General features: G+C 55.1%; 16 protein-coding genes. 8 read left to right on the forward strand and 8 right to left on the reverse strand.

What is annotated here, in order from left to right:
- Positions 1-429: 429 nt before the first annotated feature.
- Both AB5750_RS01655 and arcA read right to left on the reverse strand, forming a co-directional pair.
- On the reverse strand, positions 430-1,473 hold the full coding sequence (locus tag AB5750_RS01655; RefSeq protein ID WP_368145269.1) for an aminotransferase: 1,044 nt from the start codon (positions 1,471-1,473) through the stop codon (positions 430-432).
- A gap of 230 nt (positions 1,474-1,703) precedes the next feature.
- The gene (gene arcA / locus AB5750_RS01660) at positions 1,704-2,945 is read right to left on the reverse strand and encodes an arginine deiminase (protein WP_006234281.1); all 1,242 of its coding nucleotides are present in this window, start codon (positions 2,943-2,945) and stop codon (positions 1,704-1,706) included.
- A 556-nt stretch (positions 2,946-3,501) separates the two neighbouring features.
- Here arcA and ppk1 point away from each other — a divergent pair.
- From ppk1 to AB5750_RS01685, 5 genes are all read left to right on the forward strand, one after another.
- Positions 3,502-5,904, forward strand: a complete 2,403-nt coding sequence (gene ppk1 / locus AB5750_RS01665) for a polyphosphate kinase 1 (RefSeq protein ID WP_368145164.1) — start codon at positions 3,502-3,504, stop codon at positions 5,902-5,904.
- Between the two features lie 98 nt (positions 5,905-6,002).
- Complete coding sequence (rlmD, locus tag AB5750_RS01670) at positions 6,003-7,331, forward strand: 23S rRNA (uracil(1939)-C(5))-methyltransferase RlmD (protein ID WP_368145162.1); 1,329 nt, start codon at positions 6,003-6,005, stop codon at positions 7,329-7,331.
- Positions 7,332-7,436: 105 nt separating this feature from the next.
- On the forward strand, positions 7,437-7,979 hold the full coding sequence (locus tag AB5750_RS01675; protein WP_055287259.1) for a DJ-1 family glyoxalase III: 543 nt from the start codon (positions 7,437-7,439) through the stop codon (positions 7,977-7,979).
- Positions 7,976-8,557 carry a Maf family protein gene (locus AB5750_RS01680; protein WP_148345561.1) on the forward strand — a complete coding sequence of 194 codons (582 nt, stop codon included), beginning with the start codon at positions 7,976-7,978 and terminating at the stop codon, positions 8,555-8,557. The genes AB5750_RS01675 and AB5750_RS01680 overlap by 4 nt, the downstream gene beginning before the upstream one ends.
- 101 nt (positions 8,558-8,658) lie before the next feature.
- Positions 8,659-9,660 carry a P1 family peptidase gene (locus AB5750_RS01685; protein WP_161159698.1) on the forward strand — a complete coding sequence of 334 codons (1,002 nt, stop codon included), beginning with the start codon at positions 8,659-8,661 and terminating at the stop codon, positions 9,658-9,660.
- 372 nt (positions 9,661-10,032) lie between these two features.
- Here the strand turns inward: AB5750_RS01685 and AB5750_RS01690 are convergent, their stop codons facing one another.
- Complete coding sequence (locus tag AB5750_RS01690) at positions 10,033-11,064, reverse strand: glycosyltransferase family 2 protein (protein WP_006234294.1); 1,032 nt, start codon at positions 11,062-11,064, stop codon at positions 10,033-10,035.
- Entirely contained in the window at positions 11,057-12,259 is a 1,203-nt protein-coding gene (gene glf / locus AB5750_RS01695; RefSeq protein WP_368145160.1) for a UDP-galactopyranose mutase, read from the reverse strand. Before glf ends, AB5750_RS01690 begins: the two co-directional genes overlap by 8 nt.
- Before the next feature lie 231 nt (positions 12,260-12,490).
- On the opposite strand from glf, the gene pta reads away from it, so the two are divergent.
- Positions 12,491-13,471, forward strand: coding sequence for a phosphate acetyltransferase (pta, locus tag AB5750_RS01700; RefSeq protein ID WP_006234296.1), 981 nt, complete (start codon positions 12,491-12,493; stop codon positions 13,469-13,471).
- 352 nt (positions 13,472-13,823) lie between these two features.
- Here pta and AB5750_RS01705 read toward each other — a convergent pair whose 3' ends face one another.
- Positions 13,824-15,002: an acetate/propionate family kinase gene (locus tag AB5750_RS01705; RefSeq protein ID WP_161115931.1), complete on the reverse strand. Its 1,179-nt coding sequence runs from the start codon at positions 15,000-15,002 to the stop codon at positions 13,824-13,826.
- Between the two features lie 600 nt (positions 15,003-15,602).
- On the opposite strand from AB5750_RS01705, the gene AB5750_RS01710 reads away from it, so the two are divergent.
- Together AB5750_RS01710 and AB5750_RS01715 are read left to right on the forward strand one after the other, a co-directional pair.
- Positions 15,603-17,558 (forward strand): bacteriocin-associated integral membrane family protein, encoded by a 1,956-nt coding sequence (locus tag AB5750_RS01710; RefSeq protein WP_101629281.1) that lies wholly within the window; start codon positions 15,603-15,605, stop codon positions 17,556-17,558.
- Positions 17,559-17,560: 2 nt separating this feature from the next.
- Positions 17,561-18,211 (forward strand): ATP-binding cassette domain-containing protein, encoded by a 651-nt coding sequence (locus tag AB5750_RS01715; protein ID WP_009243732.1) that lies wholly within the window; start codon positions 17,561-17,563, stop codon positions 18,209-18,211.
- A gap of 272 nt (positions 18,212-18,483) precedes the next feature.
- Here AB5750_RS01715 and AB5750_RS01720 read toward each other — a convergent pair whose 3' ends face one another.
- From AB5750_RS01720 to xseB, 3 genes are all read right to left on the reverse strand, one after another.
- Entirely contained in the window at positions 18,484-19,662 is a 1,179-nt protein-coding gene (locus AB5750_RS01720; protein ID WP_006234305.1) for an acetate/propionate family kinase, read from the reverse strand.
- Positions 19,663-19,809: 147 nt separating this feature from the next.
- Entirely contained in the window at positions 19,810-20,145 is a 336-nt protein-coding gene (locus AB5750_RS01725; protein ID WP_368145158.1) for a histidine triad nucleotide-binding protein, read from the reverse strand.
- 49 nt (positions 20,146-20,194) lie between these two features.
- Positions 20,195-20,461 (reverse strand): exodeoxyribonuclease VII small subunit, encoded by a 267-nt coding sequence (gene xseB, locus AB5750_RS01730; RefSeq protein ID WP_006234311.1) that lies wholly within the window; start codon positions 20,459-20,461, stop codon positions 20,195-20,197.
- Positions 20,462-20,480 lie beyond the last annotated feature (19 nt).

The following is a 20,480-nucleotide window of genomic DNA, read 5'->3' on the forward strand; positions in this document are numbered from 1 at the left end:
ACGGCATACACATATACTTCACGCATGGCACACTTCATCTTAATAAAGCGTATTTACGTGCTTAAACGCGTTTTAATCCTAAAATCAAATGGAACTAAACTTTGTTAAACCATCCTCAAATTGCATATTACCACTAAAGCTATGAATAGAATTAGCGGTTCACACCGCGTCTCAACCATTTTCAATTTTATTCAGAAAAAAGTTTGTCCTATTCATTTCTGATAAATAAATTACCGTTTACCAGACGCTTGATACCGTTCACCGGAAACTCAGTATAAGGCCCAGCGGATACCGCCTCGCTTTACGGCCCCATTTGTAACAACTTGACTTCTCGGTATAGAAAAACGGACCCGCTTCCCCTAGGGAAACGGGTCCGTTTTCGATTATCTTCGGCCAATTTAGATAAGGCCCTCGAAGATCATCGGAATCCTAGCGATCAAACTCCGCCAGTGCCTCGCTCAAAAGCATCAGGCCCTCGCGCAGAACGTCCTCGCTCGCGCAGTAGCCCAGGCGTGCGCCGCAGGGAAGCTCAAAACGGCTACCGGGGACCAGCAGCACTCCCCTCTCGGACAGCAGGCGCCTGCAGAACTCCTCGTCATCCTCGGGAATATCCAGCTGGATAAACGAGGTGGACACGCCCTGCGGGGCCGTCCAGGAAACGCGATGCTGCGTATCGATCCAAGCCTGCGCGATATCGCGGTTGCCAAACACGATCTTGCGATTGCGCTCGAGAATCTTATCCTTGTGCTCAAGCACATAGGTCGCCAGGGCATCGTTGAACACGCCGCCGCAGATCATGGTGTAATCGCGATAGGTACGGATGCGGTTGGACACCTCTTCGTCTGCCACGACCCAGCCCACGCGGGCCGCAGGCGTCGAATAGGTCTTCGACAACGAGTTGGTGACAATGGCATTCTCGTACACGTCAGCCATCGACATAAAGGCCTCGGTGTTCTCAAGCGGCAGGTACACCTCGTCGCACAGCACGTAGGCGCCCACCGAACGGGCGATCTCGGCAATCTGGCCGAGCATATCGGCATCGAGCACCGTACCGATGGGGTTCGATGCGTTGTTGATGCAGATGAGCTTGGTGGTGGGGCGAACCAGGCGCTTGAGCTGTTCGATATCGGGCTTCCAGCCGAGTTCCTCGCGAAGCCCCCAATACTCGACCTCGGCGCCCAGCGTGCGCGGAATCTCGTAGAGCGGCGCGTAGGTGGGCCACTCAGCGATAACATGGTCGCCGGGCTCGACCACAGCCATGATGGCGTTGAGGTTAGCGCCCGTGCAGCCATTGGTCTGCAGAATGTGATCGGGATTGACCTCGCGACGATACAGCTTGGCAACCTCGGCCTTAAACTCCGGCGAGCCCTCGATCCAGCCGTAGTTCATCTTCTCGCGGTCCAAACGCTCGTAGAACGTGGCGCCGTCCTGTTCATCGAGCGCGCGCAGCTCGCCCATGGTGAGCGACGAGATCGTCGACTAGGCGATGTCCCACGTGGCGCTCTTCTCCCAAACGTTGAGCCATTCCTCAACGCCAATCGTCTTGATGTCCATGGCCAAGCTCCTTACAAAAGCAGTCATCCAACCGTGTTGACGTTCCTCATACAAGATTGGGGCGGCGCGAAAACCCGCACCGTCCCAATGGGAGACATCTAATGGCAGCTAGATGTATGTATTATGACCCGTACGAGTCCTTGAAGACCTTAGAGGTCCTCGCGCCAGAAGGGCATGCTCATGCAGCGCGGGCCGCCGCGGCCGCGGGAGAGCTCGGCGGAGGGCACGACGAGAAGGTCCAGGCCCTCCTTGTACAGCACGTCGTTGGTGACGGTGTTGCGGGCGTAGACGCAGATCTTGCCGGGCTCGACGCACAGGGTGTTGGAGCCGTCGTTCCACTGCTCGCGGGAGGCCGCGATCGGGTCGCCGCCGCCGCAGGGGATCAGCTTGACCTGGTCGACGCCGGTGGCGTCCTCCAGGACGTGCTCGAGGGTGTCCTCGATCAGGCGGATGTTCACGTCGCCCGGGTTCTTGCCGGCGGTCAGCTCGTAGACGCGCAGGGTGCCCATGATGGCGGGGTGGATCGTGAACTTATCGACGTCGATCTGGGTGAAGACCGTGTCGAGGTGCATGAAGGCGCGCGAGACCGGGATGTCGAAGGCCAGGATGCGCTCGACCTTGGAGTCGGAGTTCCAGAAGATGTTCTGGGCCATGACGTCGATCGCGGCGGCCTGGGTGCGCTGGGAGATGCCGACGGCGAGGGTCTTCTCGTTGATGTTCAGCACGTCGCCGCCCTCGGTGTGGAACTGGCAGTCGCGGCGGAAGTACAGCGAGACGTCCTTGTAGTCGGGGTGGTACTTGAAGACGTACTTGCCGTACAGGGTCTCGCGGTTGCGGGTGACCGAGTACATGCGGTTGAGGTTGACGCCCTCGCCGACGACCGCGAACGGGTCGCGGGTGAAGTAGAGGTTGGGCATCGGGTCGATGATCAGGTCGGACTCGGACTCGGAGTTGACCAGGGAGTCGAGGGTCGTGGACGCCGTGAGGGGCATGTCGATCTCGGACTTGGTCATGCCGGCCATGGTCTTCTTGACGAACTCGAGGTTGTCCTCGATGGAGTCCAGCTTCTCGCGGACGATCTGCGGCATGTGCTGGCCGCGGATGCCGGCCTCGGCGATGTACTGGTCGGTGAACTCGGCGCGGGCGCCGGGGACCTGGTCGAACACCTCGGCGACGAGGTTCTCGAGATAGAGGACCTCCACGCCCTGGTCCCTCAGGATCTGGGCGAAGGTGTCGTGCTCCTGCTGCGCGACCTCCAGGAACGGGACGTCGTCGAACAGGAGTCGCTCGAGCTCGTCGGGCGGCAGGTTGAGGAGCTCGTCGCCGGGACGGTGCAGGCAGACCTTCCTGAGCTTGCCGATCTCGGAAGGCACGTGCAGACCTTTCGTCATGGCCTCCTACCTTTCTTTCGGGCCTTTCGGCCGAATCTCTCAGCGCCCTTCCGTAACGGGCGCTGCTTGCTGACAGCTCTAGTTATATCCAAATTCCACCCGCAATTCCACCTCGCCCCCGAACGGTCAACAAAGTGCGATGAACGGTATATCGCATGTGATTCCCCCATGATGTACTTCGGCGTTCTAAAGTAACTTTTCTAAGGTAAACGCTCTTTTTTCCTAAAAACCATTTGCGATTGCGTCTCTAAACTTTTGATTCAGAATTGCATAGCTTAATCGGTTTTATGTATATAAATGATGTTTGTTCACGTTTCCGCCTGCATTCAATGATATTCAGCTATCTATCATTCTTATTCACACTTACGTACCAGTTGAGTGAGGATATAGACCGCTTGCAGACGAGCAGGGCGTCAGTCCTATGACTTGTCAGCGTAAGAAGTAGGTAAAGATACCGTTCGCGCGATACGTCCGTGCCAGCGGTCGACTAAATTGAGACAATAGTGAATTAGAGTTAGGCTACCGTCCCCTACGGGGACTGAACGGACAGATGCATATGCCGAGCAAAATCGAAAAAAAGCAAGCCGCCGCAAAGCTGAGCAAACCGCCGCGCGACTTCTCGTACACGCAAAACCGAGAGCTCAGCTGGCTACGCTTTGACAACCGCGTGCTCGACGAAGCCTTCGACGAAACCGTTCCGCTGTTCGAGCGTCTAAAGTTCGTGTCGATTTTCGAGTCCAACCTCGACGAGTTCCTTATGGTGCGCGTGGGCGGCCTGTCCGATCTGGCGGAGCTCAAAAAACAACCTGTCGACAACAAGAGCAATATGACCGCCTCCGAACAGGTCGATGCTGTCATGGCCGAAATGCCCGGGCTCCTTACCCGTTGGGAGTCCATCTTTAAGAGCATCGAGGGCAAGCTCGACACCTTGGGCGTTCACCGCGCCCGCATCGATTCGCTTACGCCCGAGGAGCGCACCTTTGTAACCCGCTACTTCCAGGCCTACGTGTCACCGGTCATCTCGCCGCTGGTCATCGATCCTCGCCACCCCTTCCCCAACCTGCGCAATGGCGCGCTCTATCTGGCCTGTGGTCTGGACGGCGCCACCGACGAGGAGAGCCTGCTGGGCCTTATCGAGATTCCCGCCTCGATGAACCGCGTGGTCGAGATCCCCTCGCCCACCGGCACCTACTCCTACATCTTGCTCGAGGACGTCATCCTCGCCTGCCTGGACAGCTGCTTTGGCTCCTATAAGCCGCTGGATCGTGCGCTGATCCGCGTCACCCGCAACGCTGACATCGATCCGGACGGCGAGGGCGTCGAGGAGGAAGAGGACTACCGCCAGCACATGAAGCGCATTCTCAAGAAGCGCCTGCGCCTGCAGCCGGTAGTGCTCGCGGTCTCGGGATCGCTCGAGAAGGCGACGCTCAAGACTATCCGCAAGGCGCTCGAGCTTTCGCGTCGCTCGGTCTTTACCTGCGATATCCCGCTCAACCTGGGCTACGTCTTTGGCATTGAGGGCAAGATTCCCGAGCACCTGCGCAACGAGCTGCTCTTTACGCCGTTTAGGCCGCAGCCCAATCCCACCATCGACATGACCCGCTCCATCCGCGAGCAGGTGCTGCAGCACGACAAGCTGCTCTTTTATCCCTACGAGGCCATGAACCCCTTCCTGGATCTGGTGCACGAGGCCGCCTACGACCCCGAGTGCATCTCGCTGCGCATCACGCTCTACCGCGTGGCCAAGCAGAGCCGCCTGTGCGAGTCGCTGATCGATGCTGCCGAGAACGGCAAAGAGGTCACGGTGCTCATGGAACTTCGTGCCCGCTTTGACGAGCAGAACAACATCGAGTGGGCCGAGCGTCTGGAAGAGGCAGGCTGCACCGTCATCTATGGTTCCGAGGGCTTTAAATGCCACTCAAAGATCTGCCAGCTCACCTATCGCGAGGGCATGGCGCTCACCCGCCTCACGCTTTTGGGCACCGGCAACTTTAACGAGAAGACGGCCAAACTCTACAGCGACTTTATGCTCATGACAGCCCATCCCGGCATCGGTGAAGACGCCAACCTGTTCTTCCGCAATCTGTCGCTGGGCAACCTGCGCGGCGACTACCGCTTCCTGGGTGTGGCGCCCGTCGGACTGAAACCGCTCATCATGCGCGGGCTTGACCGCGAGATTCAGCGCGCCCTTGCCGGCGAGCCCGCCCGCGTGTTCTTTAAGCTCAACTCGCTGACCGACCGCGAGGTCATCGACAAGATCGCCGAGGCATCGTGTGCCGGCGTGCGCGTAGACATGATCATCCGCGGCATCTCGTGCCTCAAGCCCGGTGTTCCGGGCAAGACCGAGAACGTGCATGTCCGCTCCATCGTCGGACGCTTTTTGGAGCACGCGCGCGTCTATGCTTTCGGCGTGGACTCGGACATGATTTACCTGAGCTCGGCAGACATGATGACGCGCAACACCGAGCACCGCGTGGAGATTGCCTTCCCCGTGCTCGACCCCACCTGCCGCGCCCTAGTGCACGAGTACATGGGCATGCAGCTGCGCGACAACGTGAAGGCCCGCAGCCTCACGAGCGACGGCACCTGGGTCCCCGTGGAGCGTGCAGAGGGTGAGAAACCCTTCAACTCACAGGAAGCCCTGCTGGAGCGTGCCTATCGCAACGCCGAGGCCGCGCCCGAGCCCGTCATTGAGGCGGAACCTGCCTCCGAGGCCGAGCCGCAGCCAGTAGCACCCAAGGTCCAAGAGGTCCAGGCGACTGTCATTGAGCCCGAGCCTGCACCTGCACCTCAGCCCGAGCCGCAGGTCACCAAGCCCGTATCCGAGACGAGCACCCGTCGCGATAAGCCCGCCGGCAAGACCAAGGCCATCGAGCGCCATCGCCCCGGTCGCGTGCGCATAGGCCTGGGCCTGATCGGCCTGGGTCTTAAGACGCTCATTACCGGCAAGACGAAATAGTCGTTTGTAGAAGCAGTTTGTAGAAGCGCCCCGCATTTGAGGAAAGCCTCGGATGCGGGGCGCTTTTCCCTGCTACCATGGTGCGAACAACAATGCGAATGACAGGCAGGAATATGAAGCTCACTATAGAATCGATGACCTACGGCGCCGACGGGCTGGCGCACGCCGACAACGGCAAGGCCGTCTTTGTGCAGGGCGCCGTGGCAGGCGACACCGTCGAGGCCGAGGTCGTACAGGACGGCAAGTCGTTCATGCGTGCCCGCACCACCGAGATTCTGGAGCCAAGCCCCGATCGCATTCAGCCTCCCTGCCCCTTCGTGGGCATCTGCGGCGGCTGCTCGTGGGGCAATCTCTCACGCACGGCACAGCTCGCCGCCAAGGAGCAAAACCTGCGCTCCACGCTCGAGCGCATCGGCAAGTTCGCTCCTGAGCAGGTCGATGAGTTGCTACAGCCCATCTGCCACACCAAGGACGACTGGGGCTACCGCAATAAAATCGAGCTCGAACCGACCGTCGTCAACGGTCGCGTGCGCCTTGGCATGCACGGTGTCGACCCCAGCAAAATCGTGACCGTCGATACGTGCCCGCTGTTCGATAAGCGCTTCCCGAAGGCGCTCAAATCGGTCGTCGGCGCGCTCAACTATCTGAGCGGCAGCCACGACCTGGGCCTCGAACGCGTGGGCATTCGCGCCTCGCGCCGCACCAAGGCGCTCGAGGTCGCTCTCTGGACGCCTACGGGCTCCTTCCCGCGCTTGCAGGTCTCCCGCGTGCTGGCAGACGCCGCTCATCCCACGAGCATCGTGCGCGTGATGAGCAAGGGCGAAAAGAAGGCCCGCCGTGTCTCCAAGGTCGAAATGCTCGCCGGAGAGGGCTCATGGACCGAGAATATCGCCGAGGGTCAGATGCGCTTGTCTGCCCCGTCTTTTTTCCAGGTCAACACCAAGGGTGCCGAGATTTTGATCGATCTTGTTATGGAAGCGCTCGACCCGCAGGAAGACGAGCTTGCCGTGGACCTGTACTGCGGTGCCGGCACCTTTACCCTGCCGCTCGCCCGCCGCTGCGACTTTGTCGCTGCCGTCGAGGCCTACGGCCCCGCCGTGCGCGACCTACGCCGTAACCTGGAAATCAACAAGCTTGATAACGTCGACGTCATTGGCGGAGACGCGGTGCGCGAGTTCCCCGACCAGGATGCCGACATCTTGGTGGTCGACCCGCCGCGCGCAGGCCTCGCCCCCGAGGCGATCGGCCTTATCGCCAGCACGAGTGCCCGCGATGTCGCCTACGTGAGCTGCGACCCGGCCGCCCTGGCGCGCGATCTCAAACGCTTTGTCGAAGAAGGCACCTTCTCCCCCGTAAAGATCACGCCAGTCGACCTGTTCCCACAAACCTTCCACTGCGAGACCGTCGTCCACCTTAGGCGCAACTAGCCGCTTAATCATTGCTCAGAAAATCATTGGGAAATCGAGCGTGGCAAGCGGAGGTCTTCGGGGTATAAGACGGCTAATTGTATGCCGCCTATGAAAGGAACCCTCATGCCCAGCGTTGCCGTTCTCGCCGCCGATGGCTTTGAAACTATTGAATGCTTGACCATGGTCGATGTCATGCGTCGCGGCGGCGTGCGTGCCACGCTCGTCTCGATTATGCCCACGCGTGAGGTCGTAAGCTCGCTGCAGATCCCCGTGACCTGCGATGCACTCTTTGATGAGATCAACTTTGACGAGTACGACTGCGTCGTGCTGCCCGGCGGCCTACCCGGTGCCACCAACCTGCGCGCCGATCAGCGCGTCTGCGACGTGGTCTGCGAGTTCGCCGCGACCAAGCACGTCGCCGCCATCTGCGCTGCCCCGTTTATCCTGGGCGAGCTCGACCTGCTCGAGGGGCGCCACGCCACGTGCTTCCCTGGCTTTGAGAAAAGCTTCCCCGAAGGCGCCTATACCGGCGAGAAGGTTACGCAAGACGGCAACATTATCACCGCTAGCGGCATGGCCCAGTCGCTCCCCTTTGCGCTTGAGCTGCTGCGCACGCTCGCCGGCGACAAGGCCGTCGAGAAAGTCGCCGAGGGCATTCAGCTATGATTCTGGCTTCGCAATCACCGCGCCGCATCGAGTTGATGCGCGAGGCGGACTATGACATTCGCATCATTCCTGCCGATATCGACGAAACGCCGTTTGATGGCGAGGCCCCGCTTACGCTCGTTGAACGCTTAGCACGCGCAAAAGCCGCCGCCGTTGCCGCCGAGCATGCCGAGCCCAATGAGTTGACGGTCGCGGCCGACACCATCGTCACCTTTGACGGCAAGATTCTGGGCAAGCCGGCAACCGAGGACGAGGCGCGCACCATGCTCCGTGAGCTTTCGGGCCGCACGCACCAGGTCGCAACCGGCGTCTGCATCGTTAAGGCAGGCGATACGGCCGCCCCGCATGCCGCCGAAAGCCTGTCCTTTGTCGATGTGACCGACGTGACGTTCTACGAGCTCACCGACGAGCAGATCGAGCACTACGTCGCCTCGGGTGAGCCCATGGACAAGGCCGGCGCCTACGGCATTCAGGGCACAGGAGGACGCATGCTCGTGCACGATATTTCGGGCGACTTCTATAACGTAGTGGGCCTACCCATCGCCCGCGTCGCGCGCGCGATTCAAAAACTCTCGTAATTGCATCTGGCACTGGGTATCCCCCGGCGCCTACAATTTTGGCGTACCGTACGGATCCCGACCGGGCACAAGGCGCGGCGGAAAACCGATAGGAGTTAAACATGGATACACTGCTCGAGGCCATTGACGTCTGCGATATCGATGGCTTTTGCTATGGCAACTATACGGACGAGGAGGCCGGCACCGGTTGCACCGTAATCGTGGCGCCCGAGGGCGCCACCGGCGGCGTTGACGTTCGCGGCGGTGCTCCAGCATCGCGCGAAACCGACCTGCTGCGACCCGAGAACACCGTCGACAAGGTCCACGCCGTCTGCCTTTCGGGCGGATCGGCCTTTGGCCTCGAGGCTGCAAGCGGCGTCGCTCGCGAGCTTGAGAGCCGCGGCATCGGCCTTCCCGTCTGCCCCACGCAGGTGCCTATCGTGTGCTCCAGCTGCATCTTCGACCTTGCCTTTGGCGACCCCACCGTGCGCCCCGACATTGAGGCCGGCATCGCCGCCGTGTGCGAAGCACTCGACCACACCCCCACCAAGCTCGAACAGGGCAACGTAGGCGCCGGCACGGGCGCCACCGTGGGTAAGCTCATGGGGCCCGCCACCTGCATGAAGGCCGGCCTTGGAGCTGCCGCCGTGGCGCTCGGTCCCGTTAAGGTAGGCGCGGTGGTTTCGGTCAACGCCTGCGGCAACGTTGTCGACCCCTTCACCGGCGAGTGGGTCGCCGGTATGCGCGCCGCGGCCGATAGCGACCAGATCGTCGACATGGAACTCGCAGCCTTTGCCGCCGCCGGATCCATGCAGATGCCGCTCGACCGCACCAACACCACCATCAGCTGCATCGTCACCAACGTGGAACTCACTAAGGCACAAGCCACCAAGGTCTCCCAGATGGCCGCAGACGCCTACGCACACGCCATCCGTCCCACGCACACCACCAACGACGGCGACACCATCTACACCCTCGCCAGCGGCAAACTGGGCGCCCAGGCAAGCGCCGCCGTTCCCCTAGACCTGCTGGGCATGCTCGCCGTAAGGGCCTTGGAAACCGCCATCGTAAACGGAGCCAAAACCGCCAAAACCTCCCACGGCATCCCCGGCGCCGCGAAGTAGCCTAACCTGACCGGTTGCCCGGTGGGGCTTGGTTATGTTTGCTGCTCTACAGTCCTGGCTCGCACGAAGAGCACATTAAGTGCTCTTCGGCTCGTGCGGAACTCGCGACAAACATAACCAAGCCCCACCGGGCAACCTACCAACCAGATTCTTTTCAGCCCAGGCCCCTGTGTACCGCGCGTCGAAGATCTTCAAATTCAGGCAGCCTGACAATCGATTCTTATAGCAGAGGCCCCTTGGCCTTTAGTTTGATACAAGTTCCGCACGAGCCGGAAAGCACTTAATGTGCTTTCCGTGCGAGCAGGACTGTTCGCAGTAGCAAACTAAAGGCCAAGGGGCCCAGTCAACCTATCAGCAGCGATTACTCGGCAGCTAGTTGAATTTGAAGATCTTTGAGGCAAGACGGTATAGGCCGAGTGTGGTTTTGTCTCCGGCCCGTCCGCGCAGATTGGTGAAGAACCCGACCACGCCGTAGCGGGCACGACGATACATTCGCTCGTCGTAGGCCTTCAAATCATTCCACAGCGTCTTTAGGCGCTCGTCGGCGCAATCTTCCTCGGAAAGCTTGGTGAGCACCGAGCAGATCGCCATCATCATGGTGAAATAGCCCATCATGTACGAGCGCAGACGCGACGACTCAACATCGCTGTACAGGTGGTACGACTCCATCATGATGCGCGTCACACGGAACTGCTGGTCCAGACGCTTGACCATCGTGGCCTCGTTGACACTCTGGCCCTCGCGACCGATAAAGTAGCGATAGAGGTCGATGTCGGCGTAGTACATGGTCTTGCAACGCGGCAGCGGCACGTAGGCGTAGATGTTGTCCACATAGAACGTGTGCGGCGGCATGGGAAGGTTGGACTCGCGCAGCACATCCGTGCGATAGCACAGGCTGTGCATGAGTAGGTTCTGGTCCAGGCGGAAATGACCGATCTGATCCCAGGAAAAGATCTTTTTGCGCGGCAGGGCAAATTTGTAGCCAATAGCGGTATGCGTGCCCTCGTAAACCTTCTCGTACACGTAGTTCGAGATAAACAGGTCAACGCGCTGGTCACGCTCTTCAAAGCCACGCAGAATCGACAGCATAGTCGAAAGAGCCGCAGCATCGAGCCAGTCATCCGAGTCGACGACCTTGTAGTAGGTGCCCTGTGCCTCGCGCAGACCCGAAAGGACGGCAATACCGTGGCCGCCGTTCTCCTGGTGCACCGCGCGAATGATACCGGGATAACGTGCCTCCCACTCGTCGGCCTTATCGGCCGTCTCGTCCTTGGAGCCGTCGTCCACTACGATAATCTCGATATCGGTGGCGTAATTGCTCCCCTCCAAGATGGAGGTGATGCAATGGTCCATGTCCTTGGCGGCGTTATACGAGGGAATACCGAATGTTATGACTTTATGCATGGCAGGCGATAATCTCATCCGAAAGATCGAGGGCGGAATTGGTCACAGCGTCCATATCGTAGTAACGATACTCGGCCAGACGACCCACCGGGTGGAAGTTCGTCAGGTTCTGGACGCGCTCAAGATAGCGCTCATAGAGCTCACGGTTCTCGGGCTCAAGAATGGCGTAGTACGGCGTCTCGTCCGATCCGGGCGTATAGGCCTTGGAGTACTCCTTCATGATGGTGGTCTTGCCAGGCAGGACCTGACCGGTCATGTTCTTGAACTCGGTGATACGCGTGTAGTCCTCGCTCGTGGTGTAGTTGACGGTGCCCACGGGCTGGAACTGATCCATATCGAGCGTCTCGAACTTCATGTCGAGCGTACGGTACGGCAGGGCGCCCAGGTCGAGATTGAACAGCTCGTCGAGCGGACCGGTGTAGACGATCTCGCCGCCATAGACCTTGCCGTCGATCTTGACGGTGGTCTCGTCAATCTCGAAGAGGTCGCGGGCGTCCACGTCGCAGAACACATCAATCAGATCGTGGTCGAGCATGTGCTCGAACAGTGCGGTATAGCCGTCCTGCGGCATGCCCTGGAAGGGAGCTTGCGGGAAGTAGCGGTCATCATCGCCCACAAAGACGGGAACGCGGCCGGTGATCGAGGGATCGATCTGATCGGGCGTCTGGCCCCACTGCTTCATGGTGTAATGCAAAAAGACGTTCTCGTAGACGTAATCGGCGACCTCGGCAAGATCCGGGTCGTTCTTCTTGCGCAGCTCCATAATGGGCACCTTGACATCCTTGCCAAAGGTCTCCACAAGCTTCTGATACAGTTCCTCGCCGCGCTCGTCACCAAAGGCGAGCTTGAGACTCGCATGGTTGAAGGGCACGGGCATAAGGGCACCGTTGATGTTGGCGAGCACCTTGTGCTGATAATCCGTCCACTTGGTAAAGCGCGACAGGAAATTGTGCACGCGCTCGTTAAAGGTGTGATAGATATGCGGACCGTACTCGTGGATCAGGATTCCGGCCTCGTCAGTGCAGTCATAGGCATTGCCCGCAATGTGGCTACGGCGCTCCAAAACGGCAACACGATAGCCGATGGTCTCGGCAAGACGGCGGGCGCAAACGGCACCGGCATATCCAGCACCGACGACAATCATGTCGTACGCGCCGGCGTTAAAGCCTTCAGGCAGGCCTGAGGTAATCTGCATCGATACTCCTTGTCAAAAGCCACGGGCTCGTTAGCTGGGCTTTTCTCGAACATTCTTCGAGACATATTTATCAGAGCGATTATAGCGCTAATGCGTCCTATAATGAGCTTGCCACACAAGGAAAGCTCAAGCACCGCGGCGTACATTAACGTAAGGTAAACCCGCTAGCAGCGGGTTTATTCGTGAACAGCCGGGCGCCTGGAGCTTAGCGAAACGCTTGTAAGGAGTAACATGAGCGATTTCCTAAACCGTATGAAGTCTGCCGCCAAGGCCGACCTTAAGACGATCGTCCTGCCCGAGGGCGAGGATCCGCGCACCATCGTCGCGGCCACCAAGATCATCGAGGAGGGCCTGGCGAAGATCGTCATCCTGGGCAACCCCGACGAGATCAACGTTCCCGGCGCTACCGTCATCGACCCGCGCAATGCCGAGAAGCACGAGGAGTACGCACAGAAGTTTGCCGAGCTCCGCGCCAAGAAGGGCGTTACCATCGAGCAGGCTCGCGCCCAGGTGATGGACGCCACCTACTTTGGCACCATGATGGTCAAGATGGGCGACGCCGACGGCCTGGTCTCCGGCGCCTGCCACTCCACCGCCGACACCCTGCGCCCCGCGCTTCAGATCCTCAAGACCGCCCCGGGCACCAAGCTGGTCTCGGCCTTCTTCGTGATGTGCACCGACACCCCGCAGTTCGGCACCGACGGCACGCTGATCTTCGCCGACTGCGGCCTCAACATCAACCCGTCCTCTGACGAACTCTCCGAGATCGCCATCGCCTCGGCTCACTCCTGGTCCACCTTCATGGGCAACGTTGAGCCGCACGTGGCCATGCTCTCCTACTCCACCATGGGCTCCGCCGGCGGCGAGGTCGCCAAGAAGGTCCAAGAGGCCGTGAAGTTCTGCAAGGAGAAGGCTCCCGAGCTCGCCATCGACGGCGACCTGCAGCTCGACGCCGCCATCGTCCCCACCGTCGCCCAGCTCAAGGCCCCCGGCTCCTCCGTTGCCGGCAAGGCCAACGTGCTCGTGTTCCCCGACCTCGAGGCCGGCAACATCGGCTACAAGCTGGTCCAGCGCTTCGCCGGTGCTGACGCCTACGGCCCCATCCTGCAGGGCATCGCCAAGCCGGTCAACGACCTTTCGCGCGGCTGCTCTGCCGACGACATCGTGGGTGTCGTGGCCATCACCGCCGTCCAGGCTCAGATGGCTGAGTAGCGTACGCACTCGCCCGAAGGCCGTACGGGTTAACCCCTGAAAACGTCCTCGACCAATGAAACGCCCCCGTTCTGCTCCTCCGGAGCTACGAACGGGGGCGTTTCTGGTCTGCGGATTGTTTTCAGGGGTTAACCCGTACGGCCTTCTACCGCCACGTAGCATTCAGGGGATCTGGGGTGGACGGCGGCGTGGCTACGAGCTGGGTCTGAAAATCTGAACGGATGGGTGTCGTTGCTGAAAGTGCAGGCGTTGCTGGTAGCGATCACTTTGGGACTGGAATTTCCGCCTGCTAGTAGAAAGGCCTCCGGAGCTGTTGCTCTGGAGGCCTTTTTGTCAATTACAGGCGAATGCGTTAGTTGTTCTTGGTCAGGCGCTCGACGTCGTGGGCGATCATGTATTCCTCGTCGGTGGGGATGACCATGACCGTGACGGAGGAACCGGCGGCACTGATGACCTGCGGGCCATTGCCCACGGCCTCGCGGTTCTTGTTGTTGTCGATGCGTACGCCCAGCCACTCAAAGCAGTCACAGAAGGCCTTGCGGATCGACCAGTCGTTCTCGCCGATGCCGGCGGTAAAGGTGATGGTGTCCACGCCCGCCATGGAAGCGATCATGGAACCTGCCTGCTGCATGGCCTTATAGGCGAACATGTCGAAGGCGAGCAAGCAGCGCTCGTCGCCCTCGGAGGCGCGTGTACGGATGTCGCGAGCGTCGTTGGAGATGCCCGAAATGGCAAGCAGACCAGACTGCTTGTTCATCATGTCGTCGACTTCCTGGTAACTGTATCCGCCCTCGCGCTGCAGGTAGCACACGGTGGCCGGGTCAATGGAACCACAACGGGTGCCCATCATCAGGCCGTCGAGCGGCGTGAGGCCCATCGTGGTATCGCGGCACACGCCGTCCTCGATGGCGGCGAGCGAAGCACCGTTGCCCAGATGGCACGAAAGCAGACGGTGGCAGCGCGAGCCCAGGATCTCCTTGGCCATCATCCACTCATAGCGGTGGCTCGTGCCGTGGGCGCCGTACTTGCGCACGTGGTACTTGTCGCACACGTCCTTGGGCAGCGCATAGGTATAGGCGACCTCGGGCATGGTCATGTGGAACGAGGTATCGAAGACGGCCACGTTGGGCAGCTCCGGATACTTCTCACGGCAATACTCAATCGCCGCGGCCTCGCCGTAGTTGTGCAGCGGAGCAAGCGGTGCCACCTCAAGAATCTTGGCCATAACCTCGTCGTCGACAACTGCGGAATCATCGAAGTGCCAGCCGCCCTGAACGATACGATGCCCAATGCCATCGATCGTAAAGTCGGTCTTCTCGAGCTCCTCGAGCACACGTGCGATAGCCGAACGGTGATCCGGGAAGGGGACCTCCTCGGTTTGCTTGGCGCCACCGTTCTCGGAGTGGCCAAAGATGCCCATGTCCGAACCGATGCGTTCGCAGTTGCCCTTGGCGAAAACCTCGCGGGTATCGGTATCCAAAAGCTGATATTTAAGGCTTGAGCTGCCGGCGTTGACAACAAGTACGTTCATGAGACTCCTTTGCAGTGCAATACGGTCGACGCAGACCCCTTAAGGCGGCCGCATTTTAATAAGAAGTTATCACAAAATAACATATATAAAATAGAAACAAAAATAACTTGACATTTAATGAAATATATGTTATGTTGAGGTTAGTAAAAACAGTACGTGACATAAAACTATCAAAAAGTAAAAAAGAGAAAGGAGGTTTATCGAATGAGAGCAAAGAAGTTGAGAACGAAAGTAGTTGGTCTTGTAGCAGCAGTTATGGTTGTCGGCGCTCCACTTACAGCGTGAGCTATTGATGTAGCGGGTGGAGATTTGTACTACAATGGAGGGCAAACAGACACCATTGTATATTCCGAAATTGGGCGTAAAGCAGGTATTAGTCGCAACTACATGGTAAAGGCAACTGTAAAGGTCGGCGGAGATACATATACCAGTGGATTCAAGTCAAACTACGCTTACAAAGATGCAAAGAGAGTTTGGTGGGCGAACGAAACATCTTATTATGATTATTATCCATATTAAGTAAAATAGTTCAAACACCTAGGGCGGGGCTATTTGTCCCGCCCTATTTTATACATTTCTTCAAAGAAAGGGGCGTATGTTATGAAAAAATTTTTAAAGATTTTTATTTTCCTTGAAGTCATACTCTTTGCATATATTTTTAATACTTCTATTTACAACATTTATGAAAAGAATAACATTGCTACTGAGAATTTAAAAGGGTATGTTTTAGAAGAAACATCGCCAGAAATTCTCGACAAATTTTATACAATATTTACAGAAGAATATTCTCAAAATAAATTAGAACTCATTAACAATACGCTCACTTCCACAGATAAATCTGTTTATGATTTATATTGCTATCCATTAAATGAGTTTACACAAAAACAGCCTATATCTTCCTCTATTTTGTTTCAATATCATGAATTGCAAAAGGAAGATTTTTTAGATAGTGTTGGTGTATTCTATACAGATTTACCAGCTAACGCAATTAAAGAGATAGCTTCTCAACTGTCCGTCGCAATAAATAACTTTGAAAATGACGCTATTCCGTATAGTATGGTATTAGAATTGAATCTTCTGAATTTTGTAATCTTATTTATTGTACTTCAAATCATATACTGTATTTATACGTCTTATAGTTTGAAAAAAATAGGTATTAAAAAAAGCATGGGCTTTTCTACTATACATATTTTAAAGGAGCAAATTACCAGTGTAATAAAATATTTTGCTGTAATATGTTTAGTATTACTGTTCTTGCTAAATTTATATTACGCATTAACAAACAGATATGATTTTTCTTATTTAGCAACAAGTGTACTGTTCTTTATTGGTGTTTTAGCTATAAATATACTTTGTGTTTTAATTACAAGTATTTTAATTAAGTTTGTTTCTTTAGAGGCAATGATAAAAAATAAGACTTTAAATAGCGGCACAAATATTGTAGTTCAGGCTATAAAAATAATTTTTTCGGTAATAATCGCTATCACTATTATTTCATTGCTGAATCAGGGGAACTCATTTAGACAAAGCCAACAAGCTGTTTTAGATTATAAGTATCTGGACGGATATTATACCGCTAATGGTTTTAATTCATCGGAGTATGATTATGCGTTAGCAAACACAGACATATTAGAAAAATATTCTGAACAAACATTAGAGATGTATAATCATAACCATTCACTACTATGTGATTTTAGGACAGACGGTGGTTTGCAGACATCACGCCCCTATTATGAACAACAGCTTGTTATTGCAAATAGAAATTATCTGAATGAATTTTCAAATATCCAGCTCAGTGGAAAACCATTGGGAGAAGATATATTTAGTGAACCAACAGTATTAGTTCCACATAAATATAAGAATGATGAAAATTCTATTAGCGAATATATTAAGCAAGAATATTTCCGATTGATGAATTACAATCAATTTTATGGAATACCGGGAGAAGAAAAAACTATTGATAAATTTAATGTTGTTTATATAGACGATGATTCTACGATAAAAGTCAATACAGAAAATGGTTTTTCGGATATGGCTAATCCTGTTATCATTGTTGATACGGGCAATTTTGCAGGACTTTACTATTTGGATTCTTTAAATACAAGGTGTTTATTTTTTCAAATGGAGTCAAGAGAAGATTTTTCTTCTTTGTTATCAGAATATGATTTAGAGCAATTAGTTACAGCTGGAACATTACTTACACCTTATTTAATGCAACTTGAAAATGTGACATTCGTTCTTAAAACACTCACTATGTTTACGATTGTCTTTATAGTGTCTTTACTGTTTATTTTGTATATTTCAAATTATGTGGACATTTTTGTAAATCGAAAGAGATATGCGGCAAAAGAGATTTTAGGATTCTCTCATTTTAGGACACTGAAAAATCGGTATATTTTTTGGGGAATCGAAATAATTATATCAGGCGTATTAACTGCTATAAATTATTATTTTGCTTGCCTTTTTGCGATTATACTTATTGACTACATATTCTGCGAATTGCTTTATAGAATTTATATCTCAAACGCTTTATATGAGATTGAAAAGGGGGCATAAGTATGTCATTGATTACATTAAAGAACGTCAAAAAAGAATATGGGAAAAATCAGGTTCTATTTGAAAATTTATCTTTAGAAATAGAAAAAGGCGAATTTGTGGGGCTTGTAGGGAAAAGCGGGGCAGGTAAAACGACACTTTTAAATATAATAGGATTGATTACTGATATATCCGAGGGAACAATCACTATTGATAGTCATAAAAATTTGTCCATGAACGGTAAAAATGCTATGATTTTGAGAAGATATACAATAGGCTATCTATTTCAAAATTATGGACTAATAGAAGATGAAAGCGTGTTGTGGAATTTAAAATTAGCTCTTGAATATAAAAAAGTAAAAAAAGAAGAAAAACTGAAACTAATCAATAAGTATTTAAAGCAATTTGAGCTAAGTGACATGCTTAACAAAAAAGTATATCAGTTAAGCGGTGGAGAGCAACAGCGAATTGCAATTATTAAATTGATTTTGCAAGGAAGTCAGATTATATTAGCTGATGAACCAACTTCTGGACTTGATAAAGAGAACGAATTGATAGTGATGAAACTTTTGAAAGAATTAAATGAAAAGGGCATTACTATAATCATGGTCACTCACAACATGAATTTGTGCGATTGTTTTTCCAGAGTTATAAATGTAGAAAACTTTAGATAGTTTGTTAAAGGGAGATACGCGGTTTTATTATACGTGCAATCTCCCTTTATATTTCGTCATATCAAGACTCATATTCAATTATGGTAAATTCGTGGTAAAACACTTATTTTTTCAAGTGATGAACAGCCCTTAAATGCTGTATTTATGCGGATAATCGGATTTTCTATATCAAGTTTCTTTAGAATTGATAAATAGCTATCAGTCATATCGCCCAACGAGCGCAAAAGAGGGGCCGAACGGCGCTCGGTCGTCCAGCCCCTCCCCTCTTGCAATTACTTGCCGTTGACGATGCGCTCGACGTCAGAAGCGATCATGAACTCCTCGTCCGTGGGGATGACGAAGATCTTGACCTTGGAATCCTTGGCAGACAGGCACCAAGCGCCGTCACCACGCAGGGCGTTGCGGGCATGATCCATCTTGACGCCCATAAAGGCCAGGCGGTCGGCAACGCCGGCGCGGACCGCCGGAGCGTGCTCGCCAATGCCGGCAGTAAAGACCAGGGTGTCCATACCGCACATAGAAGTAGCCATCTCGGCAGCCTTGGCGGCAATCTTGTAGACGAACATATCGAAGGCGAGCTGAGCCTCGGGGTCACCAGCAGCGGCGAGCTCCTCGACGTTACGGCAGTCGTTGGTCTTGCCGCCGGTCACGGCCAAAAGGCCGGACTTCTTGTTCATCATCTCATCGACTTCGTCGAAGGTGTAGCCACCCTCACGCTGCAGGTAGCACACGGTAGCCGGGTCGATGGAGCCACAGCGGGTGCCCATCATGACGCCGTCGAGCGGGGTGAGACCCATGGTGGTGTCCATGCACTTGCCATCCTCGATGGCGCACAGGGAAGCGCCGGAGCCGATATGGCACACGACGACCTTGCGGGCCTCGCCGTTGGTCATCTCGGCGACCTTCTTGGAGATGTAACGGTAGCTGGTGCCGTGAGCGCCGTACTTACGGATGTGCAGCTTGTCGCAGACGTCCTTGGGCAGGGCGTAAGTCTTGGCGACCTCGGGCATATTGAAGTGGAAAGCGGTGTCGTAGACCGTGACGTTGGGCAGGTCGGGATACTGCTCCAGGCAGTACTCGATAACGTTGGCCTCGGGGTTGTTGTGCAGCGGCGCCAGCGGGGCGACCTCGCGAATCTTGGCGAGGACGTCCTCGTCGACGAGGGAGGAATCACCAAAGTACCAACCGCCCTGAACGATACGGTGGCCAATACCCTCGATCTTGACGCCGTTGGCCTCAAGGTCCTTCAGGACGACCTCGATGGCGACCTTGTGGTCGGGGAACTCGATGTTCTCGGTCACTTTCTTGGAACCGTTGGCAGCGTGGGTGAAGGTACCGCCGGTAAAGCAGACGCGCTCGCAGGAGCCCTTTGCGGACACCTTGTGGGACTTGGTATCGATGACCTGATACTTAAGGGTCGAAGATCCCGCGTTGACGACCAGAACGTTCATGTGTCTCCCTACTAACAGGCGGCGTGGCGCCGCCAGGTTACATACGCTTCAATAATAAACCCAAACGCCCTCGCGCTCGGGTTTATTGCGTTGATATATAAGTTATCGGTGCCTAAGCTTCCGTTTCATTGCAAGGAAGAAGCGTCCTCAGATGAGGTTCTCGCCCAGGTTCTTGCCGCCGAGAACGTGCATGTGGAAGTGCATGACGGTCTGGCCGGCATTGGCACCCTTGTTGGAGATGACGCGGAAACCGTCCTCCAAGCCCTTGGCCTTAGCGACCTCCTGGATGGCGTGAGCCATGGCGCCCATGGTCTCGGCCGGTACGTTGTCGGCGATGTCTCTGTAGTGCTTCTTGGGGATCACGAGGGTATGGACCGGCGCCTGGGGGTTGAGGTCGTCGAATGCGATGACCTGGTCGTCCTCATAGACAACGGTCGAGGGGATCTCGTGGTTGGCAATTTTGCAGAAGATGCAATCGCACATGGTTGGTTCCTTTCTCACAGACCAAGGTAATTATATTTGGTCGGGATGGTTAGAACGAGAGGTTGTCGTCGGTGTTGGCGGCTTCGCCGTCGGCGAGCACGTCGTTGCCGTCGACGTCCTTAAGAAGCACCGAGACCTTCTGCTCGGCATCGGACAGGCGGGTGCGCAGGCTCTTGAGGAGCTCGACGCCGCGGGTATAGCTCTCGAGCGACTCCTCGAGCTCCATATCGCCCGACTCCAAGCTGCGGATGATGAGCTCCAACTCCTGCGAAGCCTGCTTGTACGTAAGCTGCTCGACCGGGGTTTTCTCTGCCATATCTGTTTCCTTTCCTAAA

Source organism: Collinsella aerofaciens (assembly GCF_040926185.1).
GTDB lineage: Bacteria > Actinomycetota > Coriobacteriia > Coriobacteriales > Coriobacteriaceae > Collinsella > Collinsella aerofaciens_BC.